This is a genomic window from Lysinibacillus sp. FSL W8-0992 (assembly GCF_038008685.1).
Taxonomy (GTDB): Bacteria; Bacillota; Bacilli; order Bacillales_A; family Planococcaceae; genus Lysinibacillus.
In genome coordinates this window covers 3685009-3703304 of the sequence record NZ_JBBOZQ010000001.1, presented here as the reverse complement: position 1 = coordinate 3703304, position 18296 = coordinate 3685009, and the positions used below count along the sequence as shown (strand labels likewise).

Here is an 18296-nt window from a genome sequence, read left to right as displayed (position 1 = left end):
GGATAGAGTGGATTGTATGTCCACAACTATCCTAAAAGAATGCTTCAATTAATTTTCAAGTAATTGTATGTCCTCGAAAATTTCACAAAACCTATTATATAAAGTTGCTTTTTTACCAGTGAACTCTAAATCTAAATTCAGCAGTATTTCTTGTAAAACCTGTAGCATTTCAATTTTATCTGCAGTCTCGTCAATAATAAAATCTTCCTGAAGTAACGTTAAAATTTGGCTTTGCACTTCTTTTTCAGCCTCTGGACTAAAAATAGGGACTTCAATTTCTTTTTCATCTACAAATTCCTTGGTATATAAAATTTCCTCATTTTCATCTTTTTCGGCATAATCAGCAACTAATTGCTGTCTTTCTTGATTTACAAGATTTAGCTGATCTTCTAATAGTTTGAGAAAGCGCGTGCGCATTCGTGACTCTTTCCCTTTTAAAATGAGGTTAAATAGAAAAGCATATAATTCACTAATTTCGTAATTTTTAATAATCATAGTTCTTTCTCCTTTTTCTCCATTGTTTACATAATAAATGCATAGCCTGAAACGCCGCCATTTACCCTAATGACAGTATAAATATTGTATACAGTTAATATTCTCGGTTTAATTGTCGTTAAAATATCTGATTCATCCCAAGTTGGAATTGTAATTTGAGTAGGGATATATGGCTTTGATACAGATATTTTTGTGTCAGTTTGACTAACAGCTTTAATATCAATATCTGTAGGTAATTGGCTGATTTTGCGAGCTATAATCTCAGTATTAATATCATTTACGTAAGAGACAAAAATTTCTGCATTTGAATCAAAATCTTTTTGTACTCTAATAGCAATACAACCTTCAACTTCAGGCTTAGATACAACAATCTCAGTTGTAAGATCACTAATAATATTGGGTTCAATTTCAACCCAAATATCGTCTCGATGTTTTACCACGATTTCCGCTTCAATCTTTGGTTTTGAAACAGCAATTTTTGTATATAAATTATGATCTTCAAGAGCTCGTGAAGAAATTTTTGTAGGAATTGTATCTTTACTTAGAAGAATTTCTGTATGTACATTACTCGAAAAAATAGTATTAATATCAATTTCAGTTATAATATCGCTATCCCTATGTGTAGGAATAGTGATTTCAGCTTCTATAAAAGGTTTATTAATAACTAATTCTGTTTCATGCTCGTCATCTTTTATTCGGGAGGCTATTATTTCGATAGGGATGCTTGGCTTATTAATAGTTATATCCGACCAAATGGTACGATCTTTTGATACTATAACGCTAATCTCAGTCAAAATATTACTTTCATCTGGAATTGCTACCACTAGCTCAGCAGGAATATTTGGTTTATTAACTTTGATTTCTACGAAAATATCTTCATCGAGAGGCACTTCAACGCGATGAACGTAAAGATATGTTGGGTACTCAGAATTATCAAATGTTGAACCAACGGTGATTTCTGTGTCTTTATCCGAGGGCAGGGACTTATAAATAAAGATTTCAGTAATGTGCTGACTTCTGCCAAAACTAAATATTGTAGAGTCAAAATACTCTACTACTAGTTCAGGAGGTAACTGTGATTCTCTTGTAAGGAAGGTCACATATCCATCGGTAATTTCATTCGAGACACGAATGATAAAACCATTATTCACTTGATGAAGCGCAACCCAGCTTTTTACAATATCGAAAACATTGAATTCTAAGTAGCCTGCTTGTTCATTAATAGTGAATTCTTTTGTAATTAACTGAATAGGCGTAGGGCGATTTAAGTGCGTAATACTATATTCAGACCATTTACTACCAGCGTTTAAAAGTTCAAGCGTAATTCCTTTTGGAATACTACCACTGTAGTACAGCCTTACATATGCACTTGTTAAAACATACGATGGATTGATTGAAGTCACATCAAATTGTATAAATGATCGCCAAATGTCATCACGACTTTGACCTGCCAACATAGATTTATACTCACCATAGTTAATGGTTTGATATTCTGTTTTTTCACGTGTAAAAGCGTCTTGAGTCGGGGTGAAACTATCTGTAATAATTGGTGGTTGTTGAACTTCATAGATGGCAGACATTCTATTATGTGGTGGAACTTCAATTTCAGCTAAAAGGTTGTTATATCCAATTGGTTGAATCTCAGTTAGCACTTCAGCATTACCCCGGTACATAATGTTGATGTGTATTTCTTTCGAAGTTTCATTATAGGCACGAGGGATAATTTCCGTATCAACATCTGCATTTTTTTCAGGTCTTGAAATAATTTCTGTATGAATATCAGCGTTGTCAACCGCAATTAAACTATACTTTGCCTTAAAACTATTGCTAAGGTTAGGAGCAGGTTCAGTTCCTAGCAAATGATCATGCAAGCTTCCGTTAACGATTTCATCGGTTTTTGGATGTAGTGGAAGATCCTTAACTATTTCATTATTACTGTCCTCATTCATATTTTCACTTCCTTATCACATTGTATTGTGATTAGGCTTTATCTGCTCTCACGATAATGTCAAACGATCCATTTGCGTCAGGCGTTGAACCTAATTTTGTTTTTAACCGAATAAAGAAGGGCATTTCAGCATTATTTGCAAGCACACCACTCAGCTTTAAATCTGGATGAGGTATAAAAGGTGACTGACTTTGACTGAATTCAACTGTCATTTCGGTTGGGAAATTAGCTGTATTTGCAAACAAATGCACGTTTTTAACATCATAGCCGTATTGATTTTTTAGGATTACCTCATGCTCGATTGTCGTTTGTCCTGCGATAATGACACCAAAATCAAGATACTTTAATACGTCTCCTATTTCATTAGAAAAGTATTCTCCATGGACATCTTTAAACATAAGTCCAGAGTAGGTACCCATAAAGTTTGTTGACCAATAATCTGTAGTACCAAAGTAGTCTTTAAACTCCACTTTTAAAGTATTCCAATCATCAATTTTAATGTCCTTACTTCGGATTACTAATTCAATGTTTTGAGGAGATTCACCTAGCTTTGTAAAGCTACCATCAGAAGGGTAGAAGTGGCGGTTGTTCAGCAATACCCGATATTGAACACGTGTTAAATCATCATCACTTAACACACCTTTAAGAACATTTCCGTTGAAAGCAATATCTATTTTTGCTGTTGTATTTAAAATATATAAACTTGTGTCTTGAATTGCTGTTGTATGGCGAGGAAGGTAATCTTCATATGAAATATTTTCAACAACAGAAACGATCGTATCACGAGGATTGTCTTTTAAGAAAATCCCGATATTTAAGTGCTGCTCATCCCAAGTCCGCCATTCTGTGTCAGAAATGTTATTTAAGTCTGTATGTTTCATGCCATTTGCAATAATAGCTTCTTCACTAGAAGCATCCGTAATGACAAATTTTTTAAACACCTTATCCCATACATACCACTTTGTAGTGTCTGTACCAGAAACAAAATAACGAGCTTCATCCCGATAGGATTGAGAGATATCATTAACTATAACATCATCCAAAGCACCATAAATCCGCTTCGGGTTGACCAGCTTAATGAACTGAGGTTTAGGTATAGCTTGCATTTCAAGCACTCTCTGTGCAGTCTCAGGTGCTTCATCAGTCCACGTCACAACTTCGAAATCGCCTTCTAATTCATCGAGAGGGGAGTAGTTTGCTTCTAAAATTAAGTCAGCATTTGTGACCTCTGTATCGTCTGTGTAGTAAAGCACCTCGACACTATCACCGAATTCATCGTAAATGTCGAATGGTTCGGTAGTTGTGGATACGATGATATCGTCGGTGGATTCTGTGTAGACTAAAATTTCAGGTTTTTCTGAGAGATAGTCATAAACAGAAAATGGTTCAACTTCTGTTTCAACAACTATTTGTGAGGCATCAGAATCTGTGTAATAGACAACTTGAGGCGTTACTCCTAACAAGTCTTTTGCAATTGTTGGGGGGATGGTGTTTACTATGCTAGTGCCGCTTGCGCTAATAGTCTCATAATTCACATATGTTCTAGTTAGGTCAAGAGGTAGTTTATCGGTAGCAAAGTCAATTTCCTTTAGAATTCCACCGTGATTTAACAGGGTGTTTTCATTTAAGTTGGGAATTTCCTTGATTCTATCATCTAGAAAAACGAGATTCTTGTTAGCAGCTGTTTTGAATGCTAAGCGTTTTTGAGTGAAATCGAAAGGGGAAAGTGCCTTATTATAGATTTGTAAATCATCAATTTGCCCATTTAACCATCTTCCTGCAGTTGCTAAAAAAGCATCACAATTAAGTAAAGACAAAGGTTTGGTATGGATGTATGTCGATACACTGTTTTGTAATCTTACGTTAAGCTCGCCATTAATATAGATTATAGTTTCTAATTCTGACTTAGACACTAATATATCAGTCCATATGTTCTGAGCAATGTTAATTGTTGATTTAATAACGTTTTCATGTGAACTTCCATTAAAAAATGTTACATATAGATAGCCTGCTGTATCAATATATAAGCTAACTCCTTTATCTGAGCTTCCAAAACTTCCTGCAGTAGAAAGGAAATAGCTATCAAGAGTGTTTGGCAAACATTTTATTTTAAATCTAATGGAAAAGTCTCTAGTTGGAATGATTGCACCATTAAATAAAACCCTCTGATTGATGGCACTTGATTTAATTGCATATCCTTTACCATTCCACCCGTCAACTCTTGTTGCGTTCGTAATTATTCCTAAATTACCTATACCTAGTAAATCCAAAGTATTGTTGCTTATCTCATCAAATCCAAACCATGCAACACCATGTTGTATCATTGTTTTTTCTATTGTTGTCATTTAGTTGTTCACCTCTTTTTTATAGCCAACCTTAATTTTCCCTATAGACACATAGGGGGCTCCGAACGATTCTTCTATATTTATGCGAAAAAATCTAAAGTTTTTAACTTCATCTAATATGAAAATTTTTTCTGTATTATAGGGCCATTCTTCTGTAAAGGTTATTTCATTAAAAATGGAAACAAAGTCTACACCATTATTTGAAGCCGTAATAGAAAATCTCTTAGGGGAAGAAGTACTATTAGGTTCATTCCATGTGGTAATGCTAAACATATTAATTTTCTTAATTTCATTGAAATCTAGTTGAATGTAGGCTTGAGGACTACTACTTGTCCATGAGTCTGACCAATTAACATTTGTACCATTAAAAACTTTATAATAATCATAGTTGGAGCTATATAGACTACTTCCACTAGCTATCAATGGTTCTGGTGAACTATTGGATGTCATGATAAAATCATACCAATAATAAACAGGCTCAAAATTTTTGTTTTCATTGTTTTCTTTAACTCTCAAGTTATTTATTTTGCTAATATTTTGTGTAAATATCTTGCAATTCACATTATTAATAGGTGAATTATTAATATAATAGTGTTTGTCAAAGGGAGCATCTAAAATGATTTCATTTTCTTCCCAAATTCCCAATTGAGCTATAGTTTTTTTTTCTGCGTTAGGTAAATGGATGATAGTTTTATCAGATAGAGAGAAGTGTTCATCAATGATTGAATTTTTGAGAATAAGTCTTTTAGGCTTATAGTTAATATCAGCAACAAATCCATCAGCATCTATATCAATTGCATCCCATATAAAATCGGGATCATAACCACCATTAGTTACTTTTTCAACTTCAACATAGTGTAAATTTAAAGGTAAGTTCAATTTTTCATAGACAAGGCTTATGTTCACTTGAGTACCTTGGAGAGAATAATATTCTTCAACTCCATCTATAGTAATTTTTACTTTTGGTGTGTATGTAGGATAGATAGATGTGATTATTCGTATTTTAGAACCAAAAAATTTAAACTTAATTTTGTTTCCAAGAATATTATTAGACTGAGTTTTTTGACTCCCACCGCTATAGGAAGAGTTTGACCTTGAACCCCATACACCTTCATAAGTGAAACAAGGATCAGTTTCTTCTATCCTCTTCCATCCTTTTTCAGGTAAATTCATTGTATCTCCGAAATTTGCCATTAATAATTGGTTCCTTTCTTATGTGTATTAAGAGAATAAACTTAGCTCCATAAAAATGCTGGATAATTCTACTTATCTTAACTTTATTGAAAGTGGTTTCTTTTCTAGTTGCAATAATATTAAATTAGTCGAGTTTTCAGATAGATCACCTTTTAGTAAATAAAGACTGCTTTCTATTGTTCCATCTAAAGGAAAGTTAGAAGGACTACCATAATTAATAAAGTTTTTTTCTGATAGCGAATCAAGTTGTAGAAGATTTATAGAACTGTGATTTTTCCAAAACTGCACTTCATTTATCGACAAGTTGTTTCCTCCGTTGCCAGGATAGATGTTTTTTATAACTAATCTATAAAATTTATATTTAAAGTTGTTTTTGAAACCATAATCTATAAAAAATACTGAAGATTCATTAGGATGAACACCTTCATACAAAATTTTTTGTTCTCCAGAGAAAGAACCAGTACGTGAAGCTTCAATTGTGAATTCTTTAATTGCTTCATATCCCGCATGATAGTATGAAAAAATGCCTATTTTATCAATGGATATTGGACTAATAAATTCATACTTTATCCAAGCACTAGGTGCATTATTTCCAAAGTACCAACCATAGGATGAAACGTTTCCTGTATATCCATCTATTGTTTTTTCAGGCGATGTACCACCACTAGCTGTAACATTTTTTATATATTTAGATAGATTTTCCGTACTACTTTTTTCAATAGTAATAGGTGCATAAGCTTTATTATTAGCTTTAATTAGAATTGAATTTAAAACCCATTTGGAGTACCAAGAAGAAATCCCGGTATATACACCTATATTTAGTTCTGTTTCATTATAGTTGGTAATATGGTAATTGGTATCAAAAGTAGCTTTAAATATGTTCTTTCTTGTTCCTTCCCCATAAAAAGCGAAGTTTGAAACACAGTTTTCAATAGTAAAGCCCGATCCTGAGTAGCTTTGCATAAAATTAACTTTTACATCAAAGACACAATTGATAAACTTAGTAACAGATGTTGCATTATTAGAATAGGTGAAATTAGGGAAAGTGCCATCTATTTTAAATAGGCAATTTATTACTTCTCCTTTGGTAGCATTACCACCAATACCACAAATTGAAGTTTGATAGTTATTGGTTCTGCCACTACCAACTTTAAAGTCAAAAGTGATATTGTAGGCCTTTGTTCCTGCGTTTTGAAACATAATACAATGTGTGTCTCTACCACTATGCTTCCTACCATCACACAAAAAGATAGTCTTATCATTTTCACCAAAAAAAGCTATTTCTTTGTTATCATCCCACAATCCACCTGAATCATATGCTCCCGCAATTCTTGTGACATCATGTGTTCCTGCCAATGCAAAAATTGCATCCCCTTTATTACCGCATTTTGTAACAGCATAATTAACTGATTGAAAAGGAGAGGTTTTAGAACCATTGTTTGAATCTGCCCCATTTATAGAATCAACATAGTAAATTTTGTCAAACATTAATTCTATTTGCTTGTTATTAAGAGTTGGCAATTATTTCACCTCACTTGTAATATTTCTAATATCAATATATTTTTTTAAATCTACAGTTTTACTAAACACTTTCCCAATCTCTCCTAAATCTAAAATATCATTTCTTTGAGTCATTTCAGTAGGTTCTAAAATTGTCACTTTCCTATCAAGTAGGGGAGATAGATACATGCCTTCCTCTTGGAAATGATTATGCTTTGGGAGAATATTAGATACTGTAGACCAATGCGCTGGGATATGAGGAATATATTCACCAAACATTTTAAATGAAGTTATTAGCATTTGATTTATACTATTGTAGCTATTTCCTTGTATTTTATACGATTTGTATTCTTTATTATTTGTTAAGTCATAGAATATTTCACTACCATTATTTGGGTGTGTACCTGTGTATAGTGTGTCATAAATTAAACCATCGTTTGATGCTAAGATAGTAAAGTTTTTAATACCATAATTACTTCCACTGACGGCTGTTGAGGTTAAAGAAAGTCTGATTACTTTAGTTTTTTCCTCAAATTCATACTGAAGCCAATTAGTACTCGCACTACTATTAGCATACCAAAAAGACCTAGATTTTGAACCATCATCAAATGCTCCCCAAGCAGGGTCGGATTCATATCCAGCTGTAACTTTACCTTTCGGCGTAATGTTACTTGTCATAATTGGGACAAGATTATCTGTAGTGGGACGTTCAGGTATTTTATCGTTAAATTTTTTATACTCGGAATTATGTAAAATAAAAGATTTGTCAGGTACAAAGAAAGTTTTGAACTCTATTTCTTTTATGTAAGTTGCGTATGTACCTCCACCTGATTGGTTGTTCCTTCCCATTATCGTTATCTTATCGTTTTTTCTAATCGTTAACATGGGTAGGGGTGAATCTATATTATCTTCAAAAGTACCTATTAGTTTATTATTTAATAATATTTGTTTATCAACAAAACCATAACTTGTTCTTATTACTTTAATACAATCTATAAATAGTTTCCCTTCTAGCCCACTAAAAATAATATCTATTTTAATTTGGCCTCCATTAGTGTAGGTTAAATAAGTATTTTCATTTCCATCCAACATCTCTGTTGCCCCACTAAGTATTTTTGTTCTATTACCTTTTCCTCCCCAATTATCATAACTTGTTATAATATCCACTTATTTCACCTCTAATCTATCAATTCTTAACCATTTATCTCGATATATTTTTACACTATGTAAGCTTCCAAAATCTGAGTATGTTGAATCTAATATTTTTTTAAATGCGTATTTCCGTTTTAAACTAAGAGATATTGTATCTTCTTCAAAAAAATCAAGTTCACCTATACCCGAATAAGATAAATCACCATTGTTTTCAGTCCAATTAATTCTATATGCATGATATTTTTTTTGATTTGTAAATTCAAATTCTTTGTCAGTGTTCACTATGTTCCATGTTTGATTAGATTGTGTATTTAAGTCCCACCAAGTTCCATTAATTCCATCTGAAGTATCATTACTTGCTTGGAGAATCCAACTTTTGGGCATATATTTTAATTGAGCGCTACCACTCGGGCTTGTGATTTTATATTTAGTTATTTTTTTATTGCTATTAAAATAAAATCCTAAAAATCCTGTTGTGTTACCTAAAACAGTAGAAAAGTAAGTTGATGGGGTTTTATCAAAAGCATGCCAAGAGCTATAGCTAGTACTAAAAATGCTAGAAGCAAAAGCAAAACCTTCCGAGGATGATGTATTTGATGTTAATTTGGGAACAATAAATCCCCCTGATTTATCTATCTTTTTTTCAACAAACTCATTATCCTCAAAATCCCCCTTAACAATAACAAATTCATCTGACACAAACCCTGCAAATAAATCGATTCTTACTTGAATGTACTGTTTCATATCAGACTGAATTGTTCCGTCCATTGCAAGTGGTAACCAATCTGACCAATTCGCACCGTTATCTGAAACTCTAGTTAATACTGCAAAAGAGCTTGAGCCAATCGTAGTATTTGTTGTAAATACTTTTTCGTAGCTGTTGAATATATCACCGAGATTGATTACATCTGAAGTCCAGCTGCCTTCTGCTGCATAGATTGGGTTTTCTGTACTATCCACATCGATTTGTGTTAATCGCAAATGTCCAGTTGTCTTGTCTATTTCAGTATTTTTATAAGTTCCAGATACACCGAGAGCTAGACCTATTTCTTTTTTCTCCAGATTACCGCCTATTAACGACATAGAGCATCCTCCTTTCTTAATGAATAATACTTTCTTCTTGTCTATCTCCTGCATCAATTGATTCTATTCCACCAATGAACGAAATAAAGTTTCCATTAACGTTCGTAAATGATGGATTTAAAAACAATACAAGAAATTTAGCTTTTTTCTCTGCATTTATCTGCCCAATTCTGGCAACTAAGCCTTCACGTGTAAACATTTCGATTAGCTTTTCTAATGTGTATTTTCCTACGGCTATTGTGTAGCTACGTTCAGTGGATGATTCAAATAATGAAAACTTATTGTTAGATGCCGTAATCTCCAAAACATCGCTTTTTTCAGGTAGTTGCAGCCAAAATCGTTTCATTACATTCTTCCTTTCGTGAATTATTTAATGATCCAGTTAATTTGCCCAACTCTATTAGCTGCCAATGGAGCGTAAAAGCGTCCCACTTCTGTTCCGTTTGATTGGAATAGCAAATAACCGTTCATTGGTTTATTCGAAGTGAGTTTTACTTCAATGAAAGCACGCTCGTTAAAGGGCAAAGCTACAGTAGGCTGGAAAAACAGTTGTATATCATCTTTTTTATAATTTGTTTTATAGCCAAAATGTATCGATTTGATATTCGAACGTTGAACACCTTGTTGACTACTAAAATCAGTAAAGGCTTCTTTATATGTGATAAGGTCTTTTTGTTCGAAGTTAGTTGTTAAAGGATAAGTTTTGCCATCTTCCTTTACGTAAGCAACTTCAATTTTTCTACCGTTTATGTTGAAGGAGCCATCTGACATTTCAAAATAAAATTTCATCCTTTGCCCAAACAAACCAAAACGAATGACCTGGTTTTTCTGAATTAAATAAAAATCATTTTTTTTATGCGTAAGTAAATCATACTCAGCGAAGTTTTTACCATTGGCGTAATCAGCGTTCCAATTAAAGGGAAGATTAATGGCTTGATAGTTTTCGGCAGTTGTGAATAACATGTTTTATCTATCTCCTTCATTGCATTGAAGTGTTTTTTATTGTATGAAAAAAGGGTAGGGGACTGGCCCTTACCCTGTTAAACTATTCTATTTTTTATACGTAACGATAAGATACACGTTGCATTAATTGGTTTTTACCTGCAGACGCATTCATCGGAACATCAGCATAAACAGAAATCTTAACGAAGTTACCACCTGCTAGGTCAGCGTTTGTTCCTGCATCATTGGTAACATTGGCTAAACCTAAAATTTCTTTAGCTTTTGGTGTTTTATCAATTTTAATTGCCAAATATTCTACTGTTCCATCCATAATAGCGTTGCCTTCTACAGTTGGCCATGAGGGCTGTGTTGCGCCTGTCGTTCCTGCTTTCGATACTTTATAAATATAATTATTATTTGACGTTGGTTGAACATAAGCATCTAGTGTCATTTCTGTTCCTGCAGACCAAACTTGTGCAGTTGCAGCGTGTATATTTGTTGTAGTACCGTTTGTGCCTAAATCCTTAGTACCAGAGGGATTAAGAGGATTTCCACCTTTACCAACAGGTAAGAAACGGGACTCTGATAGGCTATCAACACGGACATGGAACCAATTGTCTTTTACAGCTTCTACAATCTTTCCTTCTAAATCGCCTGTTCCACCACTTCGGTCACGTGTTGTAAATGTTACTTCTTCCATTTTAGGTGCATCGGTTGTTCCCCCTCGGTTGTTCCAAATATAGAATATCTTTGTATCTGATTGGGAAGCAGCATCAACAGTTTTGTAGTCTACTGTGTAGTTGACTTCTTTTGATTTTTCGTTTGTACCTTCATACCATGATACGATGGGTTGGTTAGACATAAATAAATTCCTTCTTTCTAGTTCATTTTGTTTTTTATATAATAAAAACTCTTTAAGCCTCACTAAGAGTTTAAAGAGTCGTTTAACATGATTTTGACATTGACTGATAAATTTTGGGCATCAACAGAGAAGGAGGGGATATATAATCTAAAAATATCACCTTTTTCCACGGTATTTGCTGTTAAAGTATGAGATTGATCATCAAGATTATTATTTTCTCTAATCATTATTGGGTTATCGGTTACATCGAACCAATCTGTGAAGTTAGCTGATTTTTGTACACGAATAGGGGTTGGTTCTAAGCCTATTGATGAAACGGAAGCTTTGATTTCGACAATTTCGCCAGCATAATCAAAAACAATATGAGGGTCTTGCACACCTTCTAAAATATCTTTCGGGATAACAAATACCATCGTTTTATCGTTAACAAATTCCGTAATACTTTTTAATTTAATATAATGTTCTTTACTCATTAAGCCGTTTAATAGTTCACTGGCTAAAGGAATATTTCCCCCTAATGCGTCAATGGGGATCCAATCTTTTCCGTTCCAACGATAACGTATACCTGTATCAAAAACTTGTGTTGTCCAGCCAACTTCAGGGTATGGATATTTTTTTGCAATATCGTTATATGTATTAACATAAGGCTGATAAATTAAAACAGTCGTTTCATACGCATCTTTGACTAATTCTGTGGCATCCTGCGCTTTTTGTGTTGCGATTAATGCCTGGTCTGTTGCACTATTAGCATCGTTAATGGCAATCACAAGACGCTTTAAATAATTTTCATAAGTATCTGTACGATCAATTAATTCCTGTACTTGTGATTTACTTTTTTCAATAATGTCATGCAATGATTCAGTCGCAGTTGTACCATCATAATGAATGATACGTGTGGAAGGGTAGAGGATAAGGCCTCTTCCTTTATAAATAATTGAAAGTGTCTCAGCTTCTTTTGATTGATGGAAATAAACAAAGCCATTCGTATAGTCAACATAAAACTCATTATGACTAAGGTTATGTTTAATAAATGCTTCGTAGTTTATTTCAAGCATATCTGCAATACGCACCTTAAACATTTCATCAGGAATTTCTAATAAGCACACACGTTGATTTACTACACGGGCAATATCCAGTCTATCGATAAAAGGGTCGCTAGGTGAACCTTTTCTCCAAACGATATGGATAGGGTTATTAAATTCTAAATAGTTAATAGGTAATGACAATGTATCACCTTCTTTCTTGCTTTTTTTTAATTAGCAAAGACGTTACTAGAACCGTCAGTAATGATTGCGCTTGAGCCTGCGTGCGTTTCAATCGAATCACTTTTTCTCGCTAATGGTTTCCCATTAATAAAAACAGTAGGGCTGCCATTTTTAACTGAACCATTCGTACTTGTATGAGCACCGCTATCATAAGACCAACCACCAGGAAGCTGATAATCATCTCTTTCGGTTGTTTTGGCGCCTGAGAACGCCACTTCTTTTCCATTGACAAATACATTGGTACTGCCTTCACTAATTTCTCCTTCAATGGTTGCGTTAATGTAATCATAATAATAGGAGGAGTAAGGGGGAATAGTATCAGGATTCAGTTTCTTTATTCGGATATGATTTGGAGCAATACTATTTTGTATTTTTGCGCCTTTTATTGCTACTTCAGGCATGTTATCGCCTCCTTAGTTTAAGTTGATTCGAGTACCATTCACTTTAACACCCTCACCATTTATGATGATTTTGTTTTCTCCTACGGCTAAAGTAATTGCAGTGGAAGCTTTGAAATTGATGTTTTTTCCATCAAAGTTCATAGAATGAGGTGTTTTCATTAAAATAGATTCATCGCCATTTTTAAGTGCAAATTCTCGTTTTTGGCCATCAGTGCCTACATAATCAAAATAAAAACCATCACTTTTTTTGTACTGGTAGGCAACATTATTCCCTGAGCCTGTATCACCGCCAGCACCCCAAGTCATATGTGGGTAAGCGGCATCTCCTGTTTCTTTTACTGTAATCGTAAGCTTATCTTTTTCGGCACCGCCATAATTAGTTTTAATTTTAAAGAAATTGTCCTTAATATGAATAAAGTCTTGTGGTTGATTGGAATTAAGAGTTTTTAATTTATTGACGGTTAAATCTGAAATATAGCTGCCATCCACATCTTTAATAATTTCATCGCTATCACTTCCCATAATTAGAAGCTTTTTCGCGTAAATAAGCCCATCTTTACCAATCCAAATACGCTTGTCACCTTTGACATCAATGGCGATTCCTTCATTAGCATTTAACCGTATTTGTTCTCCGTTATTCCCTTTGATTGTAATGCCTTCAGTTTGGTTGAAAATGATTTTCTCTCCTAAAGACCCGTCAACAATTTTAAGATTATGCGTGGTTATATCTTTTGCATAAAGTCTGCCATCAGTACCAACGTAAAATTTTTTATCATCCTTCACATAAATAGAAATGGCTTCATTGGCATTTAGTCGAATAATTTCATCGTTTTTTCCGAAAATCGTAATACCTTCATCCCAATCAAGTATGATGGCATCGCCTAAATTACCATCTACAATACGAAGATTTTTTGTGACCAATCCTTCTGCGTAAAGGGTACCGTCTTCCCAATTTTTGTCGCCGAGTGTAGCAAATAATTTACTTACCCATTGATTATTTTCCCACTTTTGCAGGGCAAGACCATTTGTCGCATTGAGGAAAGCACGGTATTTGCCATCATTTCGAACAGCGATAAACCCAAATTCATTCATGATTAAATTATTATTATAAGAACCCATATGAATGCCTGAATAAAACAGGGAGTCTTCGATTGCTTGTCGTAAACGTGTTGCCTCATCGTAATAGTCTTTAAACTTTTGCACAAAAAAGCCACGATCATCAATAGGGCTCGTGGATTCAGTAAGGGGGTCTGTCATATCAATTTCTAAGTTTTGAGACTCAAGATAACCGTTCTTTAAGATTTTGATGTAGCTAGCTATGTAGTTCATTAATGTCAAATATACTTCTTTAACTTTGCTTGTTGAGTATCGATCTGTTATCGAATAGACAGTAGGGAAGGTTTGGGTAGTTGTATCAAACGGGCCATTTACATCTGTCTCATTATCTCGTTCACTTCGTATATACTTTTGTGCTTGTTGAAGTAGTAGCTGGTAGTCGGAGTGAATTTTATATAATTCTTTAATAAGCTCCAATTTTTCAAGCGTCGTTAATTTTCCATCTGCAACAATTTTGTCAAATAAACCAATATCAAAATAATTATTTTCAGCATCTAAAATTAATTGGTCAAGGTTATTTACGATTTTAATATTTTCAGCTACCATGTTTCGAGAATATAATGTTCCGTCTGTATTCGCCCATAAAATTTTCTTCCATGCATCACCGTCTTTTTGACTAACTGAAAATCCTTCACAAGTTGTAATAGCAACCTTCGTAATATCATTCCATGAAGTTAATCCAAAGCATTCTGGGTCTGGCTCATCTGTCACTAGCCCCAAACGCATTACTTCATCACCGTTCCGATTATAAATTGTTGTACGTGAACCTTGTGTCAGCCAAATACCTGATTCATCCTCGATGATTAAATTCACACCAGAAATAATCTTACCGAAAATTCGCTCGCCAAATATACCATCTTTCGAAATAGCATGTTTCCATGAGTTGCCGTTATCATTTGTAATTGCTAAAAATCCATTTTGGATGACTAGCCAGCTTAAAGGATCCGTTAAATCTTTTACAGTAATACCACGTTCATTGATTTCAATTTGCTGATTATAGCCTGCCATCACTGCATTTTTTAATGAATCCCATTTATTATTAATGATGTCATTGATAGCCCCGTTGTTTTTTTCGGAAAGATTCCATTTCCATTTTTCCATTTGGACGAGGGTAGAGGTATTACCAGCTTTGCTAAGCTGCTCTAACCAAGTATTTTTTTCATCAATTTCGTTGGTGATAATAACCGAAATGCTTTCTCGTTCAAAGTCATATGTAATTTCCATTATTTTAGCTTTAATATCTACTTGTAATCGATCGTAACGGACAGAAACGATATCACCTAAATTGAGCTTATCCCAATCATTTTGACATTCTACGACTGTTAAAAAATCAATGATATTCATATCTAATTTAATTTTAGGCTCTAAGTATTGCCTAAAAATTTCTTGCGCTTCTTCTAATAAATCTTGATCATCGACAATTGAGTCATTCGTATATTCTTTTTCGATTTCAAAATTAGATAACTCAGCTAGCTGTTCATTAGAGAAATTATTTTCTCTTTGTAATTGATTTCTTAATTGATCCAACTCATCTTCGTAGTTTTTTAGTTGATAATTTAATTCTCGAATAAATGCTTCTTGATTGGAAATCTCATTTCTTTTTACTTCTAATCGACTAATAATATCCAAGTGTGCGGGGGAGTTGGATTGAAAATTGGCGTTAGATAAATCTAATTCATCCTCTATAATGACTTTTTGTGTAATTAAAGTGCTGAGTCGTTGATTTTCTGTTTGAATAATCCCTGTTTGTGTTGTGATTACTGTAGTTAAATACGTAAACTTTTCTGCTAATGAATCAACTAATGTATGGTAATCTTCTAATGCTATGCAAAGATCATCACTCAAATATTCTGAATGGCTAACGACGACTCCATTTTCTTGTTTAAAAGGATAAAGGTAGAATCTAAAATCTTCTAAATAAGACTGGCCTGTTGGATTTAAGCGATGAATAGTTAGACCTTCTTGACCATATACCTTTAATCGAGTGATTGTATCAATCGTATTGGTAGACAGATTAAAGCTTTCTAAATATTTGCCATCCCGAATGTAAAATCCTTTATTGTTACCAATATTATCAGGTCTATAGAAGTGTATTTCACATTTAATCGTATCCCACACAATAAGTGCATTCCATAGGTTTGCTAAATCATAAATTATTTCTAATATATTATTAGAGGATACTTCGTAGCTTCGATACGTTTCGAAAAAGCTATCGACATAACCAATCTTCCATTTCGTATTAGTAGAAGACAATATTTCTGTAGCTATTTGTGCAAGTGTTTTACTAACTACCTCGAAGTCTCTAATATTTTTGTCACTTAATTGTACACCTAACGATAGGGCAGAATACTGTATATATTCATCATCACTATACGATTTGTTCGATTCATTTAATAGAAAGTATTCAGTAATAGGACCAAATTTCAGTTTAAATAAATAACGGTTTTTAATCGCTTGTATATTTTTATTGTCCATTGGCACACCGTCTTGAAAAATAACAGTTGGAATCTTAAATGATAGTTCATTTAATACAGATAGTTTTGTACTATAGCTAATATCATAGGCTTCACTTAGTGGTGCGATTGTCTTTTTATCAGGGCGGCATAGGAAAACTCTAGGTTTAACTGTTTTTAAATCATAATTAATGTCACCTATATTCACTTTATCACCTCCTTTCACTGAAATTATTGTTGAATAAATTGATGCTGATATCTAATACGCATATCAAAATCACCGTTTGCTTTAATGTAGTTGTTTCCGACTAGTAATTCTAAAAATTCATCATTATGATCATCATAGCGATAGACACCTGAATTTTGTCTATCTGACACGATTTCTTCTTTCTGACAATGAATATAAACTTCTTCATTATCGATTAGATTTTCTAATTGCATTTTTTGATTTGTCTTCGTATTTATGATTTCGATTGATCCATTGCCGTTTGTTTTTGTAATCCAAAGCTTAGGCTTAATATTAAAATCACCTAAGTTTTCTACAACGGCACATGGGTCAAAATTAATAGAAAATGCCTGAATATATGGCTTTTGATATTCTTGCGTAGCACTCATAACAATTTTATAGCGAAATGCCAAACCTTGAAGTCCGTATTGATCTACTAAATCTGTACTATATAAATTTAATGGCTGCCATTTTGTCCAATTGACTGCATCGTATGAAACTGAATAATAAAATTCGACTTGTTGTGCATGGACATTTAAAATAGTTGTGGCAATCGTAGTAAAATATTTTTGGGCGTTATTTGTAATTGAATGAATTTTAGAGATATAAGAGCCCTTTACGTTTAAAATTGAACTCCATTTTTTCATGTAAGCACCTCTATTCTATTTTGCCAAACGGTCTAAATTCACAACTGCTGCCGATCCGTTTCCATTTAATTGTTTTTGCTTTACGCCAAACGACAGAGCCATCAATGGAAGTGACCCCATTTTGAATTGAAGCCCATTCAGGTTCAACTGTTGAAGATAATCCTGCTGTTTCGCAAATGTAGTAGTATTGTTTGCTACCATTGGTAGGGTAAACAATATCGCCCACTTCATAGTTAAACTCCCTGCGCCAATTGTTGCCGTTTGTATCATAGAACTCTTGATTTAATCCAGTAAGAAAAGTAGGGGAGTTAGTTGAACTTCTGCCATCCACTACACATTCATATAAACCACCATTGTCAGGTACAGCTTTTATTAACTCGCCAACAATATAATCCTTGTTCGTTTTCCTCGATTTTGCATGGATGCCTTCTCTTGTTGCAACCCACCCAATATGGCTACCGATTGCAGGTGTTTTATTCCATATTACATGACCGATTGAATAGAAAATATTTTCATTTAAATCCTCAATAGATTGTGTAGATGATTTTAAGTATTGTTCAAGCTTTGTAAAATTTCCACCATAGTTAATAATGGTCTCTTTAATATCATCCTGTTCAAAGGTAGTCTCAGTTACAATTTTTAAGTCTAATTTAGTTGTAGTTTCCAA

General features: G+C 33.6%; 15 protein-coding genes. All 15 read right to left on the bottom strand.

The genetic code is table 11. The features are described from left to right. Positions 1-48: 48 nt before the first annotated feature. The 15 genes from NSQ74_RS18565 to NSQ74_RS18495 all read right to left on the bottom strand — a co-directional run bounded on the left by NSQ74_RS18565 (position 49) and on the right by NSQ74_RS18495 (position 18296). Positions 49-495, bottom strand: coding sequence for a hypothetical protein (locus NSQ74_RS18565; protein WP_340825288.1), 447 nt, complete (start codon positions 493-495; stop codon positions 49-51). Between the two features lie 26 nt (positions 496-521). After that, the gene (locus NSQ74_RS18560) at positions 522-2444 is read right to left on the bottom strand and encodes a DNRLRE domain-containing protein (protein WP_340825287.1); all 1923 of its coding nucleotides are present in this window, start codon (positions 2442-2444) and stop codon (positions 522-524) included. Positions 2445-2475: 31 nt separating this feature from the next. After that, on the bottom strand, positions 2476-4788 hold the full coding sequence (locus NSQ74_RS18555; RefSeq protein ID WP_340825286.1) for a LamG domain-containing protein: 2313 nt from the start codon (positions 4786-4788) through the stop codon (positions 2476-2478). Beyond that, positions 4789-5982 carry a discoidin domain-containing protein gene (locus NSQ74_RS18550; protein WP_340825285.1) on the bottom strand — a complete coding sequence of 398 codons (1194 nt, stop codon included), beginning with the start codon at positions 5980-5982 and terminating at the stop codon, positions 4789-4791. Between the two features lie 72 nt (positions 5983-6054). Further along, the gene (locus NSQ74_RS18545) at positions 6055-7503 is read right to left on the bottom strand and encodes a discoidin domain-containing protein (RefSeq protein WP_340825283.1); all 1449 of its coding nucleotides are present in this window, start codon (positions 7501-7503) and stop codon (positions 6055-6057) included. After that, complete coding sequence (locus NSQ74_RS18540) at positions 7504-8649, bottom strand: discoidin domain-containing protein (protein ID WP_340825281.1); 1146 nt, start codon at positions 8647-8649, stop codon at positions 7504-7506. It abuts the gene before it with no gap. After that, complete coding sequence (locus NSQ74_RS18535) at positions 8650-9717, bottom strand: hypothetical protein (protein ID WP_340825279.1); 1068 nt, start codon at positions 9715-9717, stop codon at positions 8650-8652. A 16-nt stretch (positions 9718-9733) separates the two neighbouring features. After that, a complete protein-coding gene (locus tag NSQ74_RS18530; RefSeq protein ID WP_340825277.1) occupies positions 9734-10063 on the bottom strand; it encodes a hypothetical protein in 330 nt (109 codons plus the stop codon). Between the two features lie 20 nt (positions 10064-10083). Beyond that, entirely contained in the window at positions 10084-10680 is a 597-nt protein-coding gene (locus NSQ74_RS18525; RefSeq protein ID WP_340825276.1) for a hypothetical protein, read from the bottom strand. Between the two features lie 94 nt (positions 10681-10774). Then, positions 10775-11521 carry a hypothetical protein gene (locus NSQ74_RS18520; protein WP_340825274.1) on the bottom strand — a complete coding sequence of 249 codons (747 nt, stop codon included), beginning with the start codon at positions 11519-11521 and terminating at the stop codon, positions 10775-10777. Between the two features lie 62 nt (positions 11522-11583). Further along, the gene (locus NSQ74_RS18515) at positions 11584-12747 is read right to left on the bottom strand and encodes a hypothetical protein (protein ID WP_340825273.1); all 1164 of its coding nucleotides are present in this window, start codon (positions 12745-12747) and stop codon (positions 11584-11586) included. A gap of 26 nt (positions 12748-12773) precedes the next feature. Further along, entirely contained in the window at positions 12774-13187 is a 414-nt protein-coding gene (locus tag NSQ74_RS18510) for a PAAR domain-containing protein (protein ID WP_340825271.1), read from the bottom strand. A gap of 12 nt (positions 13188-13199) precedes the next feature. Then, the gene (locus tag NSQ74_RS18505) at positions 13200-16964 is read right to left on the bottom strand and encodes a phage tail spike protein (protein WP_340825270.1); all 3765 of its coding nucleotides are present in this window, start codon (positions 16962-16964) and stop codon (positions 13200-13202) included. Positions 16965-16987: 23 nt separating this feature from the next. Next, the gene (locus NSQ74_RS18500; RefSeq protein ID WP_340825269.1) at positions 16988-17629 is read right to left on the bottom strand and encodes a phage distal tail protein; all 642 of its coding nucleotides are present in this window, start codon (positions 17627-17629) and stop codon (positions 16988-16990) included. A 10-nt stretch (positions 17630-17639) separates the two neighbouring features. Next, positions 17640-18296 (bottom strand): hypothetical protein, encoded by a 657-nt coding sequence (locus NSQ74_RS18495; RefSeq protein WP_340825267.1) that lies wholly within the window; start codon positions 18294-18296, stop codon positions 17640-17642.